29 protein-coding genes are annotated in these 23,251 nt (G+C 28.6%); 3 read left to right on the forward strand and 26 right to left on the reverse strand.

The genetic code is table 11. The features are described from left to right. Nucleotides 1–376 precede the first annotated feature (376 nt). The 8 genes from L1S46_RS17300 to L1S46_RS17335 form a co-directional block, all read right to left on the reverse strand. Nucleotides 377–1,207 carry a 4Fe-4S binding protein gene (locus L1S46_RS17300; protein WP_238900528.1) on the reverse strand — a complete coding sequence of 277 codons (831 nt, stop codon included), beginning with the start codon at nt 1,205–1,207 and terminating at the stop codon, nt 377–379. A gap of 59 nt (nt 1,208–1,266) precedes the next feature. Beyond that, a complete protein-coding gene (locus L1S46_RS17305; protein ID WP_238900529.1) occupies nt 1,267–2,013 on the reverse strand; it encodes an AAA family ATPase in 747 nt (248 codons plus the stop codon). 52 nt (nt 2,014–2,065) lie between these two features. Next, complete coding sequence (locus L1S46_RS17310; RefSeq protein WP_238900530.1) at nt 2,066–2,212, reverse strand: hypothetical protein; 147 nt, start codon at nt 2,210–2,212, stop codon at nt 2,066–2,068. A 135-nt stretch (nt 2,213–2,347) separates the two neighbouring features. Further along, the gene (locus L1S46_RS17315) at nt 2,348–2,497 is read right to left on the reverse strand and encodes a hypothetical protein (RefSeq protein ID WP_238900531.1); all 150 of its coding nucleotides are present in this window, start codon (nt 2,495–2,497) and stop codon (nt 2,348–2,350) included. Between the two features lie 359 nt (nt 2,498–2,856). After that, a complete protein-coding gene (locus L1S46_RS17320) occupies nt 2,857–3,675 on the reverse strand; it encodes a type II CAAX endopeptidase family protein (RefSeq protein ID WP_238900532.1) in 819 nt (272 codons plus the stop codon). A gap of 216 nt (nt 3,676–3,891) precedes the next feature. Next, on the reverse strand, nt 3,892–4,464 hold the full coding sequence (locus L1S46_RS17325; protein WP_238900533.1) for a class I SAM-dependent methyltransferase: 573 nt from the start codon (nt 4,462–4,464) through the stop codon (nt 3,892–3,894). Between the two features lie 320 nt (nt 4,465–4,784). Next, nucleotides 4,785–5,606 (reverse strand): hypothetical protein, encoded by an 822-nt coding sequence (locus L1S46_RS17330; protein WP_238900534.1) that lies wholly within the window; start codon nt 5,604–5,606, stop codon nt 4,785–4,787. Nucleotides 5,607–6,271: 665 nt separating this feature from the next. Next, entirely contained in the window at nt 6,272–6,820 is a 549-nt protein-coding gene (locus L1S46_RS17335) for a DUF4865 family protein (RefSeq protein WP_238900535.1), read from the reverse strand. A gap of 179 nt (nt 6,821–6,999) precedes the next feature. Between L1S46_RS17335 and L1S46_RS17340 the strand changes: the two genes are divergently transcribed. Continuing rightward, a complete protein-coding gene (locus tag L1S46_RS17340) occupies nt 7,000–7,875 on the forward strand; it encodes a LysR family transcriptional regulator (protein ID WP_238900536.1) in 876 nt (291 codons plus the stop codon). Between the two features lie 305 nt (nt 7,876–8,180). On the opposite strand, the gene L1S46_RS17345 is transcribed toward L1S46_RS17340, so the two are convergent. From L1S46_RS17345 to L1S46_RS17420, 16 genes are all read right to left on the reverse strand, one after another. Continuing rightward, complete coding sequence (locus L1S46_RS17345; RefSeq protein WP_238900537.1) at nt 8,181–8,927, reverse strand: MerR family transcriptional regulator; 747 nt, start codon at nt 8,925–8,927, stop codon at nt 8,181–8,183. Between the two features lie 316 nt (nt 8,928–9,243). Next, nucleotides 9,244–9,711 carry a flavodoxin gene (locus tag L1S46_RS17350; RefSeq protein WP_238900538.1) on the reverse strand — a complete coding sequence of 156 codons (468 nt, stop codon included), beginning with the start codon at nt 9,709–9,711 and terminating at the stop codon, nt 9,244–9,246. 205 nt (nt 9,712–9,916) lie between these two features. Beyond that, a complete protein-coding gene (locus L1S46_RS17355) occupies nt 9,917–10,474 on the reverse strand; it encodes a DUF1697 domain-containing protein (RefSeq protein WP_238900539.1) in 558 nt (185 codons plus the stop codon). 204 nt (nt 10,475–10,678) lie between these two features. Beyond that, complete coding sequence (locus L1S46_RS17360; protein WP_238900540.1) at nt 10,679–11,944, reverse strand: ferric reductase-like transmembrane domain-containing protein; 1,266 nt, start codon at nt 11,942–11,944, stop codon at nt 10,679–10,681. Nucleotides 11,945–11,973: 29 nt separating this feature from the next. Continuing rightward, on the reverse strand, nt 11,974–12,546 hold the full coding sequence (locus L1S46_RS17365; protein WP_238900541.1) for a CDP-alcohol phosphatidyltransferase family protein: 573 nt from the start codon (nt 12,544–12,546) through the stop codon (nt 11,974–11,976). A gap of 256 nt (nt 12,547–12,802) precedes the next feature. Then, the gene (locus L1S46_RS17370; protein ID WP_238900542.1) at nt 12,803–13,582 is read right to left on the reverse strand and encodes a polysaccharide deacetylase family protein; all 780 of its coding nucleotides are present in this window, start codon (nt 13,580–13,582) and stop codon (nt 12,803–12,805) included. 329 nt (nt 13,583–13,911) lie between these two features. Then, the gene (locus L1S46_RS17375; RefSeq protein WP_238900543.1) at nt 13,912–14,874 is read right to left on the reverse strand and encodes a 2-dehydropantoate 2-reductase N-terminal domain-containing protein; all 963 of its coding nucleotides are present in this window, start codon (nt 14,872–14,874) and stop codon (nt 13,912–13,914) included. 227 nt (nt 14,875–15,101) lie between these two features. Beyond that, the gene (locus L1S46_RS17380) at nt 15,102–15,458 is read right to left on the reverse strand and encodes an MmcQ/YjbR family DNA-binding protein (protein ID WP_238900544.1); all 357 of its coding nucleotides are present in this window, start codon (nt 15,456–15,458) and stop codon (nt 15,102–15,104) included. 24 nt (nt 15,459–15,482) lie between these two features. Continuing rightward, on the reverse strand, nt 15,483–15,827 hold the full coding sequence (locus tag L1S46_RS17385; RefSeq protein ID WP_238900545.1) for a DUF6483 family protein: 345 nt from the start codon (nt 15,825–15,827) through the stop codon (nt 15,483–15,485). A gap of 315 nt (nt 15,828–16,142) precedes the next feature. Further along, nucleotides 16,143–16,598: a DUF6773 family protein gene (locus tag L1S46_RS17390; protein ID WP_041898265.1), complete on the reverse strand. Its 456-nt coding sequence runs from the start codon at nt 16,596–16,598 to the stop codon at nt 16,143–16,145. Then, nucleotides 16,591–16,797 carry a helix-turn-helix transcriptional regulator gene (locus tag L1S46_RS17395; RefSeq protein WP_238900546.1) on the reverse strand — a complete coding sequence of 69 codons (207 nt, stop codon included), beginning with the start codon at nt 16,795–16,797 and terminating at the stop codon, nt 16,591–16,593. The genes L1S46_RS17390 and L1S46_RS17395 overlap by 8 nt, the downstream gene beginning before the upstream one ends. Before the next feature lie 404 nt (nt 16,798–17,201). Next, nucleotides 17,202–17,651 carry a MarR family transcriptional regulator gene (locus tag L1S46_RS17400; RefSeq protein WP_238900547.1) on the reverse strand — a complete coding sequence of 150 codons (450 nt, stop codon included), beginning with the start codon at nt 17,649–17,651 and terminating at the stop codon, nt 17,202–17,204. Nucleotides 17,652–17,675: 24 nt separating this feature from the next. Next, nucleotides 17,676–18,305 (reverse strand): class I SAM-dependent methyltransferase, encoded by a 630-nt coding sequence (locus L1S46_RS17405; RefSeq protein WP_238900548.1) that lies wholly within the window; start codon nt 18,303–18,305, stop codon nt 17,676–17,678. A gap of 457 nt (nt 18,306–18,762) precedes the next feature. After that, entirely contained in the window at nt 18,763–19,215 is a 453-nt protein-coding gene (gene def / locus L1S46_RS17410; RefSeq protein ID WP_238900549.1) for a peptide deformylase, read from the reverse strand. Continuing rightward, the gene (locus tag L1S46_RS17415; protein ID WP_012059657.1) at nt 19,216–19,452 is read right to left on the reverse strand and encodes a helix-turn-helix transcriptional regulator; all 237 of its coding nucleotides are present in this window, start codon (nt 19,450–19,452) and stop codon (nt 19,216–19,218) included. A gap of 157 nt (nt 19,453–19,609) precedes the next feature. Next, nucleotides 19,610–20,161 carry a flavodoxin family protein gene (locus L1S46_RS17420; RefSeq protein ID WP_238900550.1) on the reverse strand — a complete coding sequence of 184 codons (552 nt, stop codon included), beginning with the start codon at nt 20,159–20,161 and terminating at the stop codon, nt 19,610–19,612. A gap of 148 nt (nt 20,162–20,309) precedes the next feature. Here L1S46_RS17420 and L1S46_RS17425 point away from each other — a divergent pair, with 148 nt between their 5' ends. Then, nucleotides 20,310–20,630 (forward strand): helix-turn-helix domain-containing protein, encoded by a 321-nt coding sequence (locus L1S46_RS17425; protein WP_238861670.1) that lies wholly within the window; start codon nt 20,310–20,312, stop codon nt 20,628–20,630. Nucleotides 20,631–20,872: 242 nt separating this feature from the next. On the opposite strand, the gene L1S46_RS17430 is transcribed toward L1S46_RS17425, so the two are convergent. After that, nucleotides 20,873–21,694 (reverse strand): methyl-accepting chemotaxis protein, encoded by an 822-nt coding sequence (locus L1S46_RS17430; RefSeq protein WP_077829840.1) that lies wholly within the window; start codon nt 21,692–21,694, stop codon nt 20,873–20,875. Between the two features lie 181 nt (nt 21,695–21,875). Here L1S46_RS17430 and L1S46_RS17435 point away from each other — a divergent pair, with 181 nt between their 5' ends. Then, nucleotides 21,876–22,274: a hypothetical protein gene (locus L1S46_RS17435; RefSeq protein WP_238900551.1), complete on the forward strand. Its 399-nt coding sequence runs from the start codon at nt 21,876–21,878 to the stop codon at nt 22,272–22,274. A 415-nt stretch (nt 22,275–22,689) separates the two neighbouring features. Here L1S46_RS17435 and L1S46_RS17440 read toward each other — a convergent pair whose 3' ends face one another. After that, nucleotides 22,690–23,238, reverse strand: coding sequence for a flavin reductase family protein (locus tag L1S46_RS17440; RefSeq protein WP_238900552.1), 549 nt, complete (start codon nt 23,236–23,238; stop codon nt 22,690–22,692). Nucleotides 23,239–23,251 lie beyond the last annotated feature (13 nt).

Consider the following 23,251-nt stretch of genomic DNA (forward strand, 5'->3'; position numbering starts at 1 on the left):
TCTTTAAGTAATATTATATTCTAATCTTTGCCATTAACATTTATATATTCCATAATCTTATTTCCTCTCATTTTATAAACTATACTTGCCTTGCAAAATTTAATAGTGTTACTCAACACTAAACAATACACTTACTTGGTTTTATATTATAGTGTTCTAATTACTGACTTAAATCAAAATTCTGAAGTTTACTTGATGTTTTTCGAGTCATATTAAAGATAATACATAGTAAAACTATTAATTGTATTGCCCAGTAAATAACTGAATACATATTAAAGTAATTTAAAAATTCAGGAAAACATATAGATGGAACAAAATCATCAAAGCAAATTAATTGTAACGTTGCTCCTGCCAAAAATTAATATAAATATAATATTCATTTTACATTATGCTGTTTAGGTATTCTAGATTCACAAGGTACATCTATCTGACACTTTCCACAGCCATATCTAGGCTTATGTTTTTCCATTGTTTTGTCTAAAAATTCAGAGCATGTGATATGATTTTTCCCATTTTCTATAGATATTGCATTAGCTGGACAATTTTTTACGCATTTACCACACATTGAACAGTACTCATATATATTTTCATATTCTCTCTTGTCAGGTGATAAGTATAATTCTGTGATGATGCTGCCAAGTCTTCCAGATATACCTTTCTTTGTTATAAGTCCTTTAGAGAGTCCGAATGTTCCAAGTCCACATACAAAAGCAGCATGTCTTTCAGACCAGTTGCTTGTAAATTTTTCTTCATGATTTGGATGATTAGCATTTGACCAGAATCTTTCATCTAAAGTAGGTACGACACTGTTATATCCTGCATTAATCAATTCAGACTTTAAATGCATACACAACTTATTTAACAAACTCTGACCTTCAATACGTCCATGAAGCCATTCTTCAGAAGGCCATGACATATTCCTTCTATTTCCTTTTTTAACTGCTTCGCTAAATGGTAAGAAAAATGATATAACAGTCTTTGATTGTGGTAACCATTCTTTTGGAAGCATGAAGTGTTTTCCAATTGCTGACGTTTGTTTCAATAATGTAAAGTACTCGTCATCCACAGAACCAAATGCCAAAATTGGAGCATCAAAAATTTTCATTCCTACAACATTTTCTGAAATAGCTAATTCTTTTGTTATATAGTTATCTTGTGAATTCTCAACAAAATTCTCTGCAGTTTTTATAAAATATTGTTTATCCATCTCTTTCCTATCCCCCTAATTTATATTACTAATATGCCATTTAGTTTTACTATAATAATCTATTCAAATAAATAACCCATCATCTTTTCAGGATTTTCTAAGAACTTTCTTGTTATCATATAGTTATCAGTCTTTTTATAAGGAGTTTTCGTAATTCCATCATCATCAATAACAAATATATCTGCACCTGGGTATGCCATTAATATTGGTGAATGAGTTGCAATAATAAACTGTGATTTTTTCTTTACTAGTTCATTAATAATAGTAAGCATAGCCATTTGTTTTATAGGTGATAATGCAGCTTCTGGTTCATCCAAAATATATAATCCATTTCCACTAAAACGATTGGTCATTAGTGTAATGAAACTTTCACCATGTGACATCTTATGTAATGATGTACCTCCATAACTCTTTATAACAGGAACTCCCCCAAAGCTTTCCAAATCGAGTTTTTCTATTTCTGTAGCTACATTATAAAAACTTTCTGCCCTTAGAAAGAAACCATCGCGAGGCCTCTGCACACCTTTAACTACAGTAATATATTTATATAAATCTGAATGTGTTTCTCTTGATGAAAAACAAAAGTTTTTAGTTCCTCCTTCTGCATTAAATCCACTATTAACAGCAATAGCTTCTAATAATGTTGATTTTCCGCTACCATTTTCACCAACAAAAAATGTTACATTTCTTGATATGTCTAAGCTGGTTAAGTTATTAACTACAGGTAACTCTTTAATATAGCTGTCATCTTTATGAATTTCTTTCTTGAGACGTATTTCCTTTATATACATGTTATCATATAGCACTCATATATCACCTCATTGTTCCTTTTTCCATTGAAACGTATTTCTTATCCCATTAATTCATAAGTTTTTTTAGAGTAATATAGTGAAGAAATTCTTCCTTTTTATTTGAATAAGGATCACTTTCATTAAACTCAAATTCAATTGAAGTCTTTTGCTCCTTATCAATATATGTGACATCATATCCATCACCGCTCCCCATAAAATCTGAATAAGTTTTTTTTGCATAATTATCACCATAAGCCTTTAATACATCTGAAAATTTAGACTCTGAGCCTATGCCTCTACTTGTTACAAATTTTGTATCATCTGACTTATTAGGATATCCAACTGATATCTAAGCAACTTCATTATCTTTATCTATTTGGAAATATGCATAATACGGATAATTATCAAATTCTAAACCTCTTAATCCATTTTTATTAATATTATCATTTGTCAATTTTCCAAATTTCTCTTCTAAAGCCTGTATATCAACTTGTTCCATTAAGCAAACTCCAGCCAAACTATCATCTTTCAAATTTGTACTTTTTACAAAAAGATATTTCTCTGGAAATAATATATATGCTATACCAGTTAGAACAGCTATTATACTTGCTATAATTAAATATTTCCTCTTAATTACATTTCCCCCTTTCGGGTTATTTCCCCCAATTAAATTTAGTTCTTTATATAATCTGATGCATTCTTATGCTCAGAATGGTTTGAATGTTTAGAGTTATATATACAACCTGTTTAATCCCATCAGCAGACATATGTGGTATGTATTTTTCAATATATCCCCAATTACCTGTTTTTTGAATTGTATCTATAGCTTTTGCATCTGCTTCATTTGCTGAAATGCCACTAATATTTCTCTTTATATTCTTTTCTAAATTGCTTTACAAAATATAAAATCATCATTGCACCTAAAATACATCCAAGTACACCCTCTCCATTTATTTTTATTATATCTCCACTTATCACCCCAGATGTGTTTGTATAAATATCACCAAGCATCAAAGGATTAACCACATTCCACACCGAGTGCAGAAATAGTACTGGTAATAAACTCCTTGAAGAATAGTAACAATAAGATGAAGGAAAACTATATGTAAAGGCAGCAAATGCTTGGATAACACATAGGAATAATGGATTACCTATTCCAGTTGCTTTTGCCAAAAGAAAAACAGCAGGAATGTGATACAATCCCCATACTATACCTACAATTATAGTTGCTTTCGTTTTACCATAATCTTTTGTTAATCTAGGGAGTAGATATCCCCTCCATCCATATTCTTCTCCCAAAGCTAAGAATAAACCAATAACTACAGACAGTATTAGAATTATAATACTTTTGAATGTGAATTCCTTGTTTATACTGATATTTCCGACACCAGTAAGTTGAACTATAAATGAGCAGACACCTATAAAAACAATAGGGTAGAAAATTCCAAACAATACTGATTTTAAAGTTGTGTCTTTAAATAAATTTGCTTGATGGTCATTTGTAATCTTATTAAAGATAATAGCTAATATTGCAGGAATGAACATGATTAAAGCAAAATCATTTTTACCTATATTAGGATTAATAAACAACATAATTGTAATAATCCATGTAATTAAAAGAACAGTAATAATATATACTTTTTCAGGATCTTTTCTTATAAAATTCTTAACAGTCATAGTTACCTCTTTTATACAAATGATAATCTTAATATTATTGCTATCAAGTTACACATAATTAGAACAAATTACTATATTACTTTCACATTTTACTTTTAAATTCAAAATATAAAATATTATATAAACATATATCATTCAACTCTTTAGAAAACATCTGCATAATTTACTACATCAAATTGGTTAAATAATGATTTAGCTCTATTTATATATTGTGTCTTACGCTGATCTTTTACGGAAAATATAAGTGACAAAAAATCCTCTATCATCTTCATTTTCTATATTTTCAATTAGCTCAAAGGATCTCTTTAAATTTTCAAAATCAGCTGGCTTAATAAGATCCTCTTTTCTAATTTTAGAATCAATCTTATACTTATGCCCAAAACCACAAACAAATAAAATCCCATTATCAGTTATATGATTTTCTAAGTCTCCAATCTGCTCTTTACTTAACCTGTAATGATTGATTAAGATATTATCAAATATTCCAATATCCTTTAAAGAATTAGATACACTTAAGTCAACTTGCTTTGTATTAACTAAATAATTATTTCTTTTAGCAAATGTCTTAAGCCTGTCAAGAGCTTTACTACTAAAATCAACGCCTGTTACTTCGAATCCATTTTCAAGTAAAAACAAAGTATTTCTACCATCTCCACATGCTATATCAAGAACAGATCCTTTTTTGAAATATGTAATTTTTTCAGTTACCGATTTTTCTGGATTTAATGGATTACCACTTCTATTAGCAAATTTATTATCCCAGTATTCTCTATTTCCCATATACTCCATCTTGTTTCCTCCAATAATACATTACGCAATTATTTGCCATCCTTTATTAATTATAGTATATTTTGTAAGTATTTAGTATTTAATTTTCAAAGAAATATTTCTACTTTCCATAAAAACTCCATTCTTTTTATATAGAACCTTCTAGCAAAATTTTCATAGTCATATGGAACAAATACGTATTCATTTCGGTGAGGTATACGCATAAGTTTAGATTGTAGTTGAGTTATCTATAGTATTTATTAAACAAAAAATATCACAAATTCATTATTAATAACGAATTTGTGATATTGTGATCTGTAGTTTATTTAATTTAACAAATATTATCTTTTCAACTGTTCAGCAAATGACTTTCCTACTGGATCAGCATCAGCTAAACATTCAGGATCTCCTGCAATCAGTCCTGCCTTCTCATGCCAGAACTCGCTAAACATTATATATAGTGATTTAAGCCTATCTATATCGCCACCATCTGCTAATGTTTTTGCAAGGAAATCAATGGCAAAATACATGGTCTTACTTTCATAATATAGATGTGGATGCGGACCTGGGGCATCTATTACCCATATAATTAAGTTTCCTATCTTTTGCAGACCATAACGAGGAGTTATACCAAGTCCTTTACAGAATGGAATGAGCTGATCATTAAAGTCTATCTTTGAGCGGCAATTTATAATAACTAAGTATTTAGAAAGGCTATTTGTAGATAAAACATGAGCAAAATCCACACGCCCTGCATCTCCATATTCCTTTTCATAGGTAAGATCAATACCGGTACATTCTTTAAAATTAGCAAGTGCACTTGGAAGAAAACGTGTAAGATCAAGTTGTGGATTAGATGCTATTGCAACGCTGCCAGAGATTTTTTCAGCCGTAAATAAACCAGATGTTCCTCCTGATGAAACTGAATAAAAAATAATATGCTCATTAGGGATGCCTAAGAATCTTGCCACTCTCATAACAAGCTTTGCCGTAGCGTCGCGGTAATCTCGTTCTTTTGTCCCATAAAACCATCCAACAGAAATATCGGATTCAAAGTACATCGGATCTTCAATACTTAATAAATGTCCTTTCAGAAACGTAGACCATGACCACTTATGAAAACGTGGAAGTGGACCTTTCGCAATTGTCTTGTCATCGCGCATGGTATCGAGCACAACGTAAAGATAGTCGTATTCGCTTGCCTGATAAAAGCATTCAAAATGTGCGCCATCAACCTCTGTATTGAATCTGCCTACTGGAACTCTATCTAATTTTTCAGAATCAATGCGCACACTTTCCCCTGTGAGAGCTGATGCATCAGCAGATCTATATTTCTCACGTCTGCATGCTTCCAGCTTTTCAGCAAAATTTCTCTCGGTGCCATCACTGTTGTACTCGCAGGCTATATTTTCAAGAAATTCTATTGATGGTAGGAAGTCACTATCATCCATTTTCTTATTATGCTCAGCAGAGTATTTTTGATTTTCTTCATCTTTTTTCATAACAATCAGTCCTTTATTTTCTAATCTTAGAGTTTATTAACTTTCTTAATTATAAAGTGAACTATAAACACATTTTATCAGAACATTTGTTCTGAAACAATAAATTTATAAAAAATAATGTAACTACGTCACGCTCATTCTTAATCATATTTTTACAAGGCAACTCCCTGATAACTATTGATATATATCACTTTAAAAATCGAAAGTTTTTATACTTTCCCAAATAAAAAATGAAGATTTCTTCTGAAATATGACTTTCATACAGCTCCATATACCTTATTGAATAAAAGAAGATTTCCGCCAGATTATTCTAAATGAATTTGCATTTATATTTTTTCTTGTGATATGTGAAGTATATCATAAGTTGTTCCTTCTACTGATTTTATCTTGCTTAAATCATCTATGAAGAAAAACACATGATATTTCCATTTATCAGGATTGTAAATAACTATGAACTCACTTTCTTTAATCCTTGGAATATTTTTTTCTATTTCATCTTTAAAATTATTAAGACTTCCCTGAGGTTTTATTTCTCTTTCTATCTCAAATACATATTTACTATCTTTGATTTTATATGTTGTTGTATCAATTAAGGGTATTCCTATATTTACTTTCTGCCATCCAAAAGAAGTTATTATATTGTCATAAAAGCCATTAAACAAAAATTTATTTAACCCATTACTATCTTTCCAAACATATAAAGGACAATAACTATTTTGCGAATTCTCATTTTTTCCTTTTTCTGTTGTTAGATATAATTTAAACTTTAAATCTTCAAATCCATCTGTTTTATATCCGTTGTTTTTTACTCTATCCTTTATTATGCTCATATCATAATCGCTAGGTAATATAATCTTATATTGAGTTGCTATCATCTCTTATCCTCCCTTTTAATTTTAGTTCTAATTTTATTTTTAATTCTTAAGTAAAATTATTGCTCAACTCACGCCTTTACTTTTACACTTACAGTTTAACTCCCATTATAAAAATTGTATAATACTTATAAATAATCTTTAATATCACTAATAGTGATGGCACATGTAAATTAATTTTAATGAAAGGTTTTTATACTATGGAAATTAATGATCTAAGAATATTTCAGATAGTTGCTTATGAAGAATCTATATCAAAAGCTGCTTTAAGACTTGGTTATGCCCAATCAAATATAACTGCGCGAATTAAATTACTTGAGAACAAATTAAACACTACTTTATTTATAAGAAACAATAAAGGAACTGTAATTACACCTAACGGGGAAAAATTGCTTAAGTATGCAGATAAAATTCTTGAATTAATTGATGAAGTTAATAGCGAGTTTCTTACTCCCAAAATTTCTTCTACTATTAAAATAGGTGCTACTCAGACTATCTCTGCATCTGTTTTACCTAAATTATTTTATTTATTCCATGAGAAAAATCCCGAAGTATCTTTTACATTAAAAACAGAAACTCAGAAAAATCTTCTAGATATGATTTTAAAGAATGAATTAGATGGGGCTTTTATATCTGATGAAATTACATCCTCAAAAATAAAAAAAGTTATTACCTTTAAAGAAAAGCTTGCATTAGTATCTTCTATAAGCATTGATTCTATTAATGATTTACAAACTCCTATAATAGTAAATTCAGATGCTGATTGCCCTTATCGTAAGCTCTTACAAAAATGGTTGAGTTATAACAACTCTAAGGCTGCTGCTATTATTGAATTTGATTCACTAGAATCTATCCTTAGGGGCATAGATGAAGATCTTGGCATATCTCTTTTACCAAAAAGTATTTTGCCTAAAAATCATAATTTTTTCATTTATGATTTAAAAGATGAATTTACTGAATTAGAAATTAAGTTTGTAATCAACAAGAATTTAAAAATCAATCCTTTACTTAAAAGTTTTATTAGTGTAACAAATAATCATCTTTTAAATTCTCAGTAATTAATTTTTAACAGTATGGCTTATAGGTCGAATTATTTTTTATACCATTAGATTTATGGCTAATTATACAATTGAAATAAAAACACTATGAAGGTATAGCCTTCAAACCCTCATTATTTAAGCATATTCTGAAGAATATATATGGTAATATTCTTCAGAATAGATATTGTTAAGAATAAATATTCTGAACAATATTTATGGTAAACCATATTAGAATACAATGGTTTTATAAAATTCTATTCTAAATAAATTCACCTACTATAAAATATTTGTGCTACTTTAGATATACTACCTATAAGTATTTACTAATTTAAAGAAGCATACATTTCTGCTGCTGTATAAAGGTAGTAAGAAAGTCCCGTTAATTGATTTTCAAGCATGCTCCTATGAAAATCATCATCTAAAAAGAACTTTGTTTGAGATACAAATGATTTTGCATCGACGCTGTGACCATGATCATTTAAAAATTCAATATGACTTTTTAATGTCTCCTGTACACTTGTATCATTAGCCTTTACACCATTTTTTAGAGCATCTTTTATATAGTTTATAAACTGCTGTGCTTCCATAGCTACCTCATTCATATTATTAACTTGAGCTTCATCTACCTCAGGCATATCATATCCATACTTACCTTTAAGGTAGTTTTTCTGATTTGAAAGTGCATCCTTCCATTCCTCTTTATTGAACCCCTTAAACATTGCTGACTTATCCATAATTTCTCCTCTCTTACCAAGGACAATTGATTCATTTATAGTCTTTAGCAAACCATCAGTCCTCTGCTTGCGCGCAATTAGCAGTTCCTGTTGCTTAACTAAACACTCTAACCGATTCGGCTCATCCTCAAGTGCTTTCTTAATATCACTAAGAGAAAAATCAAGCTCACGATAAAATAATATTTGCTGAAGTCGCTCAAGCTCTTTTTCACCATAAAGACGGTAGCCGGCTTCATTTACCTCATGTGGAAATAGTAATCCTATTTTATGATAATGATGTAGTGCTTTTACAGTGACTCCTGTAAATTTTGCAACTTCTTTAACCGTGTATAGCATAATTCTTCACCTCGTTTATAATAATAAGACCTCCTGTAAGGTGAGGGTCAAGATTATTTCTAAGCTTTTATTTATTAATATATATGTTGCAATTCACAATTCACATTTAACAATTACGGATAAAATTCTTGCAATATTTTTAGAATTATGATGAAGATTTATTTTTGCAATATATATATAATTTTCACTGATACAAATAATTTGTGATACATTTTACCAATGAAATATTATCAAATTGTTAAAAGGATTCTTTTGATTTATTGAATCAGCACTATATCTCACGCAGATATATAAATAATTACAAGTTCTCTTTATTCTATAGACCAATTTGCTCAATCCAGCTTTTAACCTGCTGTTCAGTAAAATTACTCATAGCTTCAAAGCCAGGAAGGATTGTTGATTTCGGGCATTCTTTTGCAATATTAATTTGAATTTGCCCAAAACCTCCCCCGCCATGAGTACAAAAAGGAATAACAGTCTTTCCCTGCAAATCCACGTTTCTTAAAAAACTTAGTATTGGTGGAGCGAATGATTTAAACCAATTGGGAGTCCCTAAAAAAATGTAATCATAAGACTTGACTGGTTCTTCTCCAGACAATAATTTTGGACAATATCCATTTTCAATTTCATTCCTTACTTCCTTTGCTGCTGTATTATAATTGAATGCATAGGACTTTTCAGGAACTAACTCCCTAATATCTCCTCCCGTTTGTTTTGCTATTTCTTCTGCTAACATTCTTGTTGTATTTGAAAAAGAATAAAATACTACTAATATTTTGCTCATTTTTACCTCCGTAAAGCCTATAAGTCTTTATATGATATTTTTATATTTCTCTCAATATTTTTACATAATTCAAGAAGATTTTGCAACTTATCTTTATACTTTATTTAGCATATACATATTACTATTTCATATTCTCTAATATACTTTGATAAGATGAAATGACTGTATTTTGACATTGCATTTTATTTCATAGCAAATTACATTATTACTCCATATTTTTTGCTAATGCAGAAAGTTTACTTAATGTTTTCCAATTGCGCACAGTTGTTGGTACATTCAATTTATGAAGATTATTAGCAAGTTTTGAATTTCGAATACTATGATGGAATAATAGATATACTTCTCTTCCTATAACTTGGTACTTATCACTTTCGCTTCCATAAGCATCCATGCACTCAATCTTTTCTCTTAAGGGATTATGTTTCAATAACGCAACATATAAACACTCTACTTTGGATAATGTCTCTGCTTTTGTTATTTCGTCGTTGGAGAATGGACAATTTAAGATAATCTGTTCTAATTCTGTAGAAGTCCTCAAAATGACTTTTGTAGAAATCCCAAAGACTGCCTCAATCCCATTTTCAATTTTATTGCACAGAATATCTTCTGTCTCATCTGATTTGAATAAAACATTTCCACTTTGAATATAGGTTTTTACTTCACAAAGTCCGATTGATTCAAATACTTGTTTCAAATCTGCCATCTTAATTATATTTTTTCCACCTACGTTAATTCCTCTTAACAATGCTATATATACAGTCATATCTGAGTCCTCCTTAATATGAAAATAAATTATAATAATTTACTATTTGGGATTAATTATAACATAGCTTGTATGTATTATATTACTCAGTTTTAAAGTAACATTATTTTGTTAATTGCCAAGTTAAATCTCCATATTATACAATTAAAAATGTCACACTTTTACCTCTGAGTAGTGTGACATTTCAATAAATCTATATCTTATCTATTTAAATTGAAAATGCTCATAATTAAAATTTATAATATTAAAATTACTATCTTTAAACTGCTTTTTTAAATTTTCTCTCATTGGAGCTGGCCCACAAAAGTAAACATCAACACTATCTTTTGTATTCACAACTTTGGATATTTCGTTTACTGATAAAAATCCCTTTTCTTTTGAATTAAATAAGTGCACTCTTAAATTATTACTGTTTAATAGTTGCAATTCTTCTTTATATGCTCCTTCAGCTTCATTATTGTATGCATAAAAAAGATCTACCGAGAATTCTTCCCCTACACCTGATTGAGCAAAGCTCCTAAAAGGTGTTATTCCAATTCCTCCTGCAATCCATATTTGATTCTTGACACCAGTTTTATAATTAAATTTACCATGAGGTCCTGAGACAACAAATTCATCTCCAACCTTAAGTGTATTTAACAACTCCTTTGTATGATCCCCTAATGCCTTAATAGTGAATTGCAATTCTCCATTCTTAGGTGCTTCACTTATTGTAAATGGATGTGAAACAAATCCATTTTCATTATCTAAAATCTTCAAAAAAGCGAATTGTCCTGGTTTGAATTTTATTTCTTTTCCAATGGAATCCCCTGTAATCTCAAAGGTTCCATTAGCTACTATATCTAATTTTTTCACCTTATATTTATACTTAAACGAAATTTTTTCATAAAGGAACACGCTATAAATTGCAGATGCTATACCTATGATATTTATTAGATTTAGCCATATACAAAAAGGTTCCAATGAAAAGACAGCATAAGTTGCACTTCCATAATAGTGATAAATTCCAAATGCATAAGGAATAATCATAAATTTATGAATTGTTTTCCACTTTTCATAATTTAATTTTTTAGCCACAAGGGCGATTAATATAAGTATTATAAATATATACATACTAAAAGTCCCATACATAGCATAAGGATCTTTAGGAATTTTTATTCCATTTGCCCTTTCAATTTTTTTCCCAGTACTTATTGTTATATTATGAATAACAACCAAAACTAACGCACAAATACTTAAATACTTATGGTAAATATATGATTTATCTAGTCCATCAAATAAGCCATCTAAAATTTTGTGTCTAGTTGAAATGAAATTAATAAATGCAAATGCTACCAATGCAAATGCAGCTATTAACTGAGAATATCCACTCATTGCAGATATTTCTCTTATAGGTTGAACAAATAACCATAATACCCATGTTATTATCATGCTTATAAATATAACTAATTTTCCCGATATACTCCTCATACTTATCATCCTTTCTTAACTCTGTATATTTATATAAGTTTATTTTCCATAAAGCAAAGTTTTATTCTTGAATAAGAAGAATAAACGCCAATTATAAATGTTATATATATAATATAATCTATTGTAATTATTGCACTATTAGCCCCAATATATCCATATATACATACAATGCCTGGAATTACTAGAAATGTAGCCGAAACTAATCTACCCGCTCTATCGAAAACAAAGGACTTGTCCGACTTTTTAATATTTTTGATATGCTTTGACGTTATTATAAATTCAATGAATTTCAAACATACGAATCCAAAATACCATATAGGCAAAATTTTTATGTTTATTAACGCTATATATGAAATCATAATATAAAACAAATCTGCAAATACATCTAGTTTTGCACCTATTAGCGAAGTTGAATTAGTTTTTCTTGCAATTTTGCCATCTAATAAATCTGAAATACATATTGATAAAAATAAAATGCTCAAATTCACATTTCTTTCCTTCGCATATATAAATTGCTCAATTATATTTTGAACAAATAATGCTGATAGTATTATTCTTGCTATTGTAATTAAATTAGGTACATGTCTGACTATAATCTTCAAAGAACCCCTCCCCGTTTTTTATTGTTTTAATAAATCATTTTAAGATAATTAAACAAAACCTTCTAATTTTCTCCTATATATTACAAGTTTACAACAAAAACACCTATATTTCTATAGGTGTTCTTAGAATTTACATTCTAGGCTTAATTTATATAATTTTTCTCATTTAGTATTCACTAGATTTTTCATTCTTAATCTTCATGAATAACATGCTTCCTTTATTTTTAAATGTTATATTGTTTAGGCAAATATATTTTTATTTAAATAATTTTCCTCTCATATGAAAATATAATTCTGGAGTATCTTCTGTAATAACTTTAAATTCATATCCTTTAGATTTATAGTATTTTATTATTTGTGGAAGAGCCTTGCATGTGTTCTTATGCATATCTGTACAATGCAAAAGTAATATTATGTTTTCGCGATTTTCACTTCCTTTGATTGCTTTTCTATATAAAGTATCTGGTGAGAGCTTTGAATTTAATCCATCAGTATTATCTAAGTCCCAATCATATATTTTAAATCCTTCATCATGCAGTTTTTTTAAATAATTTTTGTTCAATCGTTTATGACTTCCACATGGAAATCTAATTATATTCGGTGAAATTCCAATAGCCTTATTTATCTCATCTCGACACTTAATCATTTCTTTTATAAATGCGTCTTCACTGCTATAAATTTTCCTTATTTTGTGGGTATATGTATGAAGTCCTATTCCGTTTCCTTCATCATAAATTCTTTTTACCACATCTTCTTTTCCTTCAATTTGATTTCCGATTAGAAAAAACGTTGCATTTACTTTATTTTCCTTTAATACGTCCAAAACATTATTTGTTACTTTGCTACTAGGTCCATCATCAAAAGTTAAATAAATTGTTTTTTTCTTATGCTCACTTATTTTTTCATTTAAATTAACATTTTCATTGAATACTAAATCACATAAATCAGAATTAATATTTATATTGTCTATAAATATAGTTAGAATAAAAAATATACTTGCCAAAAAAAATAAAATATGTTTTGATTTAATTCTCAATTTGTTTTCCTCCTTTGTAACTTGCCTCATAAATCTAAAGCTTATTTCACTTTATTATTAGCTTCTTGAATCTTTTTATTTATAGCAATTTTATACATCTGTTAATTTTTATATAAAATTACTTAAAATAAAAATTTTTCTGCTTAGAATTAGCTATAAATCAAAGCTATAGTAGATTTTCGTTACGCTGGAGAATTAATTTTCAAATGACTTAATTCATTCTTTATAAAATTGTAGGGACTTTAAAAGAGAAAGCATTAAGCCATATAAGACAAGAAATTTAATAATTTTGATACACTTCTCTATATTGAATTGCTTGGGCGCAAAATTTAACAATTTATCTTCTTTTCTAGTAAATTGTATTTTCTTGAAAACAGCGGCGCATCTATTTGATTATTTTTACCGCAGTCATATACATTCTTGCATACATATAATAAATCATTTATATTATTATGAAGTGTCATAATTCTACGAGTTAGCTGGTTATTTTTAAACATTCTTTTCATAACTATTCCTGCTAATTTTGAAGGAATTTTATAAGCAAATAATTCATTATTATAATTTTTTAGATTTACATTTCTAGATGAAATTATTTTTACAGTTTCCCTTATAGTTAATATTGTTTCTGATAAAATTTTAGAGGAATCCATCAACTTTTCTGCTGCCTCAGTTGTGTTTTTTATATCACCATATTCTCCAGCGTTTGTTATAACAGCTGCATTTATCGCCATGTGAATCCAAATCCATTCGAGCATATCAAAAGGTATTTCAGCTTTAATATGACAATCAGATAATAATTCCAATAACTTATCATAATTTTTAATATTTGTTTTTTCTTTGCTTTCAAGCATAATATGATCAAATATACAGCAATTTAGTTCATGATCACTTATATTCCCTCCTGCTACTGGATAACCAAGTATGTACTCCCATCCTTTAAATAAGTTTTCAATATAATTTTTATCTTCCCATATTCCATTGAAAATTATCAAAGTACCATTAATGTCATTCTCTTTTAATGTTCTTATTACTCCTTCAATTTTTCCAGCTGGAACACTTACTAATATAAAATCATAAGAACTGTTTTTATTTGCGATATGGATCTTATAATTATCATTTTTTTCTTCGCCTTTATTGTTAAATCTTCCATCTAATAACTTGACATTTATATTTTCAGGTACAAATGTTTTTTTGCTGTCTCTTATTAAATGCTCTACCTCGTGCCCCTCTTTTTGAAAAACATATCCATAAGTTGTCCCAATCACACCAAGACCGATTATTAAAACTTTCATTTTCACACCTCTAAATCTCCATTTATCTTCCAGTTAATTGTAACATATTTTGTAAATGCTATCCTGTTGTGTTTTGAAAAAATATTATTTCAATTCCATAAAGCCTTATAGTATTACATATTCAGCGTTCAATAAATCTATAATTTACCGTACAAAAAAAATCGCAAATTCAATTTTCTTGAATAATGCGATTTTAGAATCATTGCATTACTTTTGATAACTAATTTCTATTTTGTCAAATCATAACTTAAGCTAATTAAATTATATATTTCCTCCTTGGAAAATAGGCTGTCCAAATCAATTGTAATCCAGTGCTTTTTATTCATATGATATGCTGGAAAAATCCCATCTTGACTTTTTAACAAACTATTTAGAGCAGTGTCACACTTTAAGTTTAATATCTCAGCATTTCCTTTTCCACTTAGACCTAATTTAATTCTTGGTATATTCATAATTAACCCATACCATTTGCCATTCACTTCATGTCTAAGTACAGCATACTCTGGATATTTAGGCCATGGATAGTCAGGATTGGTATTAAATTTTTCCTTTACATAAGCAAGAAACTCTTCCCTTTCTACCATAAAAATTCCTCCTAAAACACCTACTTATTTAACTTTAAATTTTTCTATATCTTTTAATCCCTGATAAACTTCTTCTCTTGGGAAATTACTTTTCCTCAAGAATTCATCACTCTTTTTAAGGAGCGAATTATAAAAGTCAATTGCAATTTCATAAACTTCTTGTGAATTATTTTTTTCTAGTTCATCAAAGATTAAATCTTCTGCTTTATTATAATTTCCTTCGTGAACAACTTTGTTAAGAATTATTTTAAATATATCTACAGAACTCATTTGCTCTATATCAATTTTCTCATTATTTTCTTCTTTTTTATTACAAATAATCTTTCCAATGGATTTCCCAAGCTCCTTAATAAGTTTTTCAATATCCATATATCTTACCTTCATTCTTCTCTAATACTATAGATGTCCAAATTATTAATTAGACTTATTATGTGGACATATTTCCATACTTACCCTATATAAATGGTTAACTTAGCTAGAAATCATAAATATATTTGTGGATAAAACATTTAAAAATGAGTTGCTAAGATTCTTAGTTATAGATTGTTCCACTTTAGCTTGTCATACTGAAAGTTTGATTATGCTAAAATGGTGAAATCTACAGCTTAGAATCTTCATCGATATTTGAAATTAAGCTGCGCTAATTCGTAATCTAACTTCTACATTGGGTATCTATAGTATCACTTAAATATCCTTATATTTATTTTCTATTTTCTTTTTTGTATTCTTTGATACCTGTCCTAGTAATGTTAAAACAATAAATCCAAGAATGAAAATTCCACCAAAGAATCCACCAATTATAGTAGGGGTCATCACTTTGATTCCTGCCCTTGTATAAATTATAATTGCAAACAATAACGTAGCTACAACTGAGCATATAATACTATAAATTAAATTACTTTTTACAGAAGGTTCATTGTTATTGTAGCTCCATAGGCCACTTTTCAAGCAACTCCAAATCATCGAAATGCCCCCACATGCAAGTATTACTGTTTCACCAAGTACTTGCTGAAAAGCAGCTTTCATAAATAACATTTGTATTACAATCACTATTACTGATACACTAAACATAATGCGAAACGCCATATGCTCACATTTATAGAATTCCTGCTGTTGGCGTTCATCAATTTTTTTATTCATTATCATCATCCTCCCAAAAAATATCATTTAATGTTTTTCCAAGTGCCTTGCAAATGGCGATACATAATTGCAATGATGGATTAAATTTTCCAGCTTCTATCATTCCTATTGTTTGCCTTGTTACGCCTACCATATCTGCTAACTGTTCTTGAGATAAGTCCATCGAGGCTCTTGCTGATTTCATTTTAAGATTTTTCACCTGCATTCCTCCTTATATTATTGTTGTAACATATACAAATCATAATGTCAAATATATATTGCATTGTGGTTAGTATATAATACAACAACTCACTAGCAAACTCAATATTAGTGAATTAAAAGAATATTACGTTTCTACAATTTGTTATTCAATTTTGTTGGTTAGTAACTTATGAACGCTCTGGTGAATGGTTCAACATAAAAGTGGTTATTATAAATTATTAGGCTGTATAATACTACCGCATATAATCTAAAAACCACTTGCAGATGTGAACTTTATCTCAAATAAGAAAATATTCTTTAAATCATACTCTTTTTTATAATATTGTTTTTAGGCTATAATTGTGACATGGTAAATGGATTCACAAAAAGTAAATAACCATTTGACCTCAAAAATTAACTTCATTATCTACTAGAAATATTATAAACAATCTTTCTCATAATATTTAATAAATTTTCTCTTTCTTCATAAGTATCTAAAGAAATCATTACTTTTCCATAAATTTCTTCTTCAAATTTTATATGCTCCTCTTGTGCTTTTTTCCCTTCTTCCGTAAGCTCTAATTTATAAGATCTTCTATCTCTTTTACTAATAGATCTCCTTATAAGATTACGCTTTTCTAATCTATCGATCATATTAGTCAATGTACTTTTAGGAATATTCAATATTTCTAAAATATCTCTAATAATAACTTCTTCTTTCTCGGAAATAATTCTAATTATGGATATTTCATTATCACTAAGTCCTTTTATTCTAGTATATTTAGCTTCAATATCTTTATAGCTTGATTCAAATAACATACGATGCCATAATATATTAAATTCATCTATTTGCTTTTTACAATCTTTATCCATATTGTCACTCCAATCTATTAATGATTATTTTCTTATCTTAGCGCTAATTGCAAAACTCTTATAATTAATCTTTTTAAAATCAAATGCCTCAAATCCGCATTTTACTAAAAGTGCCTTAATTTCTTTCTCAGAATATATTTTATAATCACCATTATTAGATATTTTGCAATATAAATTTATAAATTGTCTACAAATTACTGGTGCCGTTGGATCCCCTATAATTAATAAACCACTGTTCTTTAATACTCTTTTCATCTCTAATAATACTTTTTCTGGGCTTGGATAATGATGAAAGGATGCATTACATACAATTACATCAAAAGAATTATCTTCCCAAGGAATATACTCTGAATCACCAACTTTCAATTCAGCTTTGTCTCCAAGATTTTTCTTAGCTATTTTAATCATATTTTCTGAGATATCTACTCCATATAAACCGAACTTATAGTTGGTGCTAAGTTTTATTAATACATTACCTGTCCCACATCCAACATCTAATATTTTTTTAGGATTTGCGCTTATTACCTTACTAACAATCTCCTCATACATTGGGGCTACAAACTTTCCATCACTGCTTTCATCGTAAACTTCAGCTGTCCTATTAAAATTTATTTTCGAATTTTCCTTAAATATGTTTTTATTATTACCTTCCACATAAATCACTCCCATAATAATAGTTCTATTTCAGTATAGTTCCATATACGAACTATAATTAGATACTACTACTATCAAAAGTAAAATACAACCATTTTTTATATATTTTCCTGTAAATGCAAAATATATTAATTTATATTATGATTAACATTGTATATTCCACAATTTAGAATCGCATCCAAAATTATTGCAATATTTTTATAATTATGATAAAAATTATTTTTGTAACATATATAAATACAAGAATATTATTAATTCTTTAGTTGAATTTCATCACTTTTGCTTCATATTACTAAATCAATGATTTTCCTTATATTTAGACATCAAAAAATCACTAGACATTGCCTAATGATTTTTTGATTATATAAATATTGCATTAAATTATTAATTAACATTTTCATTTTTATTTAACAATGCATGATATATTAAATAATACAGTAACAAAAAGTTCAATATACTATTTTAAATATTCAGTAACAAAATCGGTAAAAAGAATACCTTCTAAATGGTCAATTTCATGACAAAAACATTTTGCTAAATCTCTTGTACCCGTTAGTATTATTTCTTTACCATTTTCATCTAATGCTTGAACTGCAACTTTTTCTGGTCTTAATAATCTTCCAAATACATGTGGATTACTTAAACATCCTTCTATAACTTCTTGACTTCCTTCTTGTTTGATAATCTTTGGATTGACTAATTTTATCAGACCTTGTCCCATGTCTATTACAACTAACCTTTTAAGTATTCCTATCTGCGGCGCCGCTAAGCCCCCTCCATTTTCTGTATTATACATGGTTTCCGCCATATCATCTAGAATTTGCCTGATCTTTTCGTCTACCACTTCAACTTCTTTACTTTTCTTTCTTAAAACTTCATCACCAAATAATCTAATTTTCCTTAATGCCATTTAAACTACACCTCTACTTAATTGTGCCCTTGATTTTCTTTCACTTTGTTCAAAAAGAAACACTTCCTCTATTGCACAATGAAATATTTGAGAAATATCATAAGCTAGCCATATAGATGGCTCATATTTTTCTGTTTCAATAGAGTTTATTGCCTGCCTTGATACTCCTACAAGAGCGCCCAATTGTTCCTGAGTTAATCCAACAGCTTCACGAAATTCTTTTAGTTTATTTTTCATTAATAACCACTCCTGTCATGTCTACCTTACATAAAAGTATATTCCACTTTAAATTTCATGTCAAGTTAACATTACATGATGTATATCTTTAAGTTTCAACTTTTCAAATACAGTATTATTCTTCCTACTATCTAAGTGGTATTGTATTATAAATTTATTAAGCTAAGTTTTCTCCATCCTTAAGTGCTCTTAAAGATAACTCATCAAATACTGCTAAATCAGGATTATGGCTAGTTCCGCAGTAATGAATGCTATCCTCTAACTTCCAGCCTAATTCTTCTAACATATTATTGGCAAATTTAACGCCTTCCGCACCTATCTTAGGATCAGGATTCCCTTGAGTAAATATTGTTATTAACTTTTTACCTGGATATTTTGCCTTATAATCATTTCCAATCATTGGGAATGTACGATCAAACCAAACTTTTGATTGTCCTGTAATTGTATAATAATATATTGGAGAACCAAAAACGATAGCATCTGCTTCCTTAATAGCCTCATACATTGGCTGCAAATAATCATTAACTGCACAACCGTCATGGGTACGGCAATACATACATCCTTGACATCCACGAATTCCAGAATCATTTAAATCAAATTCAATAACTTCAGCACCTTTAGACTTAGCTCCTTTTGCAACTTGTTCTAATAATTTTGCAGTATATCCATTTTTTCTTGGACTGCCTTTAAAAATAACTACCTTTGACATATCTTATCTCTCCTTTTAAATATAAAATTCTCTTAAGTCAATCAATCATCTATTGACTGACTTTATTATATTAAGTAACATATAAATCAACAAGTACGCAAAAAATATTTAGCTACTAATATTTATATAAGTAATGGAGGTTGCTTTCATGGAAAACTGTTCTATTGAATATGCTTTAAAAATTATAAATGGGAAATGGAAATTATTAATCATTTGGGTTATATCTCAAAATGGAATTCTTCGCTTTAATGAACTACAGCGAAAAGTTGATGGCATATCCAGTCTTATGCTCTCAAAAAACTTAAAAGAACTTGAAGAAGATGCTCTGATTATTCGTCATCAATACAATGAAATTCCACCAAGAGTAGAATATGAATTATCAGAACTTAGTCAAAAGCTCATAGTTGCTTTACAACATCTTGGCGAATGGGGAGAAGAAGTTCATAAACATAAAGAAACATCTGTATAATTAATAATCAAAAATTTTCTTCAACCATGAATAATATACTTAAGTAATTCATAACTACATGCTTTTTCAAATTGCGCAGAAAAAAATCGCATATTCATATTTTATTAAATAATGCGATTTTCTGCTTATTTTATACCATGAGCTTATTAAATTTTCCTAATAAATTTTATGAGGGTTGTTAAATAATCTAATAAGATAATTACTAAAATTATATGTATCTGAAGTAAATGCCATAATCGTCTTTACCATACTACCTTTGACATATCCACCAGTTCCTTAGAGTTTGAGGTAATCTCTTCTAAAGTAGCCGTTATCTCTTCAGTAGCTGCTGCTTGTGATTCTGCTATCATGTTTGTATTGCTAATCTCCTTAATAACTTCATCAATAGAATTTCTCATTTCAAGAAGCAATTGTGATACTTTTTTTGACGATTCACTGCTCATCTGTGAAAGTTTTCTCATTTCACCTGCAACAACTGAAAAACCTCTTCCTGCCTCGCCTGCCCTTGCAGCCTCAATAGCCGCATTTAAAGCTAGAAGATTAGATTGAGAAGAAACACTAGTAATAAGATTTAATATCGTATCCGTTTCTTTTATTTTTTCTTCTGTTTTTTGTGTTGCATTTACAATACTATTCATTGAAGATGAAAGTCTTTGAGAATCAGTAGCCACTTCCTCAATACTTGCGCTTGTCTGTTGCAGTGAACTAAAAATGTTCTCTGCTACTTCTTCTACTTTAAACTGTTTATTTAAGCTTTTCCCTATTGCAACTCCACCAATAATATTTCCACTTGAATCCTTAATAGGGTAAGAAATCCCCTTAAATGATACTCCAAATAATTCTTTTGGCACTATCACACTTAGTACCTTACCTCCTTTTATACTTTTATATAATGGTTCCTCAGGATTTAACTCTTGTCCAACTTTGATAGGTAAGTTAATGGAATTTCCATCACGATAATATATAAATTTCTTAGTATCTGCTACAGCAACTGCTATATCGTCTTGTAATATTTCCTTTAATTCAGGAATAACCTCTAAAAATGCCTCAAGTCTATTTTCCATATATACACCCTCCAGTAAATTCAATCTATGATAGGTATATATTCGATAAATCTTTCTATATTCCTTGTTTTTTTGCGTTCATTTTAAAAATATATTATTCAATTTTTTAGTATTATTTAATTTTAAATTAATTATCACATACATACATGCGTCGACAAGTGGTATTTTTTGTTTAACCTATATGTTGAATATCTCAACCCTAAATACACATAATACAAATGATATATTATATAATAATTTAACATTAAATGTGGTTAAACTAATGAAAAAATTTATTCCTATATTTTTAATTTTTTTCTTCCTATCTACTTGCTTTAATATTATAGGTGTATCTGCCGAACCTAAAACATTTAAACAAGGTATTTACACTTGGAGCGATTCAGGCTTACCAGCCAATTCATCTCTTACTATAAAACTTGGCGAATCTACTAGTAAAGCTATAGTTATGGTTATTGATTCAGACCAAACTATGGAAGCTCTATTAAGATTAAATGCTCGAGTTACCCACCAGGTTTTACCTCCACTTACATACACTTCTTCAATTATAATCTTTACTGATGGTAATGTAATATTTTCATAAAAATTAATTTAAAACTGACTTTCCCATACGGTATTATTTCTAGAATCTCATTTATAGGTAATTGTGTGTTTACATGAGGACATGTGGTCTAAGATAACGTCTTTGATTAGGTTTTACATAGTATGGGGAATATAAATTTATAATTCACATTTGCCATTATTCTGACATAATAAATAACTATAATAAAATCATAAACTTAATAAAAACTTTTTTTCATATATATTTCCCCAAATATATAAAACAAAGAGTAATATTCATATTCCCAATATGTTTATTACTCTTTTTTGCATTTCAAATAACTATTAAATTCATACATACTTCTTAAATAGCATACATACAAAAATGCTATACTTTTATTACTTTCATATTGGCTATTTTTTATTTCATGTTACTTTAAAATTTCACATAAATATGATTACCTATTACCTTCACATGATTTAAATATTGATCCAACTCTATTATTTAAATCAAAATAACCTGTATCCATTAATATTGTTGGTTTAACTTTTAGGGTATTTGGTCTTCCATTTTCCAAACAATCTTCCTCTGCATATGTTGCCACAATCTCACCAAGAAACATTGTAAAATCAAATATGGGAATGGTTTGTATCACTTTACACAAATAATTTATTGAACATTCCTTTATCATTGGTGCATTTCCTACTTCATCATAAAAAGACTCAAAAACATTTGATTTATCTACTTTGCTTCCAGAAACAGTTCCACAATAATCAGTTTTTTCAACATCATCTGATTTAGGAATATTTACAGTAAAAAATCCATTTTCTAAAACTCCGGTTGTTGTATAATGTGAGTTTTTCAACGATATATAAAGTACATTTTTTTGACTTACAACTCCATATGCTCCAATTGTAGCATAATTAGGTTTTCCATTAACAGTAGCTCCTGCTAAAACACTGATAAATGGTCCAAATGGAATATTAGCTATCTTTTTCTTTGTCATATTCATTCTCCTA

It is taken from the genome of Clostridium sp. YIM B02500 (genome assembly GCF_022324665.1).
In the GTDB taxonomy this organism is placed as follows: domain Bacteria; phylum Bacillota; class Clostridia; order Clostridiales; family Clostridiaceae; genus Clostridium; species Clostridium beijerinckii.

Excerpts from the sequence above, each read along its gene's own strand:
- L1S46_RS17420 (WP_238900550.1), bottom strand. The coding sequence starts at position 20,161 with ATGTCAAAGGTAGTTATTTTTAAAGGCAGTCCAAGAAAAAATGGATAT.
- L1S46_RS17375 (WP_238900543.1), bottom strand. The coding sequence starts at position 14,874 with ATGAAAGTTTTAATAATCGGTCTTGGTGTGATTGGGACAACTTATGGA.
- L1S46_RS17340 (WP_238900536.1), top strand. The coding sequence starts at position 7,000 with ATGAAAGGTTTTTATACTATGGAAATTAATGATCTAAGAATATTTCAG.
- L1S46_RS17440 (WP_238900552.1), bottom strand. The coding sequence starts at position 23,238 with ATGACAAAGAAAAAGATAGCTAATATTCCATTTGGACCATTTATCAGT.
- L1S46_RS17400 (WP_238900547.1), bottom strand. The coding sequence starts at position 17,651 with ATGGATAAAGATTGTAAAAAGCAAATAGATGAATTTAATATATTATGG.
- L1S46_RS17310 (WP_238900530.1), bottom strand. The coding sequence starts at position 2,212 with ATGGGGAGCGGTGATGGATATGATGTCACATATATTGATAAGGAGCAA.
- L1S46_RS17435 (WP_238900551.1), top strand. The coding sequence starts at position 21,876 with ATGTTGAATATCTCAACCCTAAATACACATAATACAAATGATATATTA.
- L1S46_RS17355 (WP_238900539.1), bottom strand. The coding sequence starts at position 10,474 with ATGACTGTATATATAGCATTGTTAAGAGGAATTAACGTAGGTGGAAAA.
- L1S46_RS17330 (WP_238900534.1), bottom strand. The coding sequence starts at position 5,606 with ATGCGCGATGACAAGACAATTGCGAAAGGTCCACTTCCACGTTTTCAT.
- def (WP_238900549.1), bottom strand. The coding sequence starts at position 19,215 with ATGGCATTAAGGAAAATTAGATTATTTGGTGATGAAGTTTTAAGAAAG.
- L1S46_RS17325 (WP_238900533.1), bottom strand. The coding sequence starts at position 4,464 with ATGGAGTATATGGGAAATAGAGAATACTGGGATAATAAATTTGCTAAT.
- L1S46_RS17425 (WP_238861670.1), top strand. The coding sequence starts at position 20,310 with ATGGAAAACTGTTCTATTGAATATGCTTTAAAAATTATAAATGGGAAA.
- L1S46_RS17350 (WP_238900538.1), bottom strand. The coding sequence starts at position 9,711 with ATGAGCAAAATATTAGTAGTATTTTATTCTTTTTCAAATACAACAAGA.
- L1S46_RS17380 (WP_238900544.1), bottom strand. The coding sequence starts at position 15,458 with ATGGTAGAAAGGGAAGAGTTTCTTGCTTATGTAAAGGAAAAATTTAAT.
- L1S46_RS17415 (WP_012059657.1), bottom strand. The coding sequence starts at position 19,452 with ATGAAAAATAAACTAAAAGAATTTCGTGAAGCTGTTGGATTAACTCAG.
- L1S46_RS17300 (WP_238900528.1), bottom strand. The coding sequence starts at position 1,207 with ATGGATAAACAATATTTTATAAAAACTGCAGAGAATTTTGTTGAGAAT.
- L1S46_RS17430 (WP_077829840.1), bottom strand. The coding sequence starts at position 21,694 with ATGGAAAATAGACTTGAGGCATTTTTAGAGGTTATTCCTGAATTAAAG.
- L1S46_RS17385 (WP_238900545.1), bottom strand. The coding sequence starts at position 15,827 with ATGGATATTGAAAAACTTATTAAGGAGCTTGGGAAATCCATTGGAAAG.
- L1S46_RS17360 (WP_238900540.1), bottom strand. The coding sequence starts at position 11,944 with ATGAGGAGTATATCGGGAAAATTAGTTATATTTATAAGCATGATAATA.
- L1S46_RS17320 (WP_238900532.1), bottom strand. The coding sequence starts at position 3,675 with ATGACTGTTAAGAATTTTATAAGAAAAGATCCTGAAAAAGTATATATT.
- L1S46_RS17315 (WP_238900531.1), bottom strand. The coding sequence starts at position 2,497 with ATGGAACAAGTTGATATACAGGCTTTAGAAGAGAAATTTGGAAAATTG.
- L1S46_RS17345 (WP_238900537.1), bottom strand. The coding sequence starts at position 8,927 with ATGCTATACACGGTTAAAGAAGTTGCAAAATTTACAGGAGTCACTGTA.
- L1S46_RS17390 (WP_041898265.1), bottom strand. The coding sequence starts at position 16,598 with ATGAATAAAAAAATTGATGAACGCCAACAGCAGGAATTCTATAAATGT.
- L1S46_RS17335 (WP_238900535.1), bottom strand. The coding sequence starts at position 6,820 with ATGATAGCAACTCAATATAAGATTATATTACCTAGCGATTATGATATG.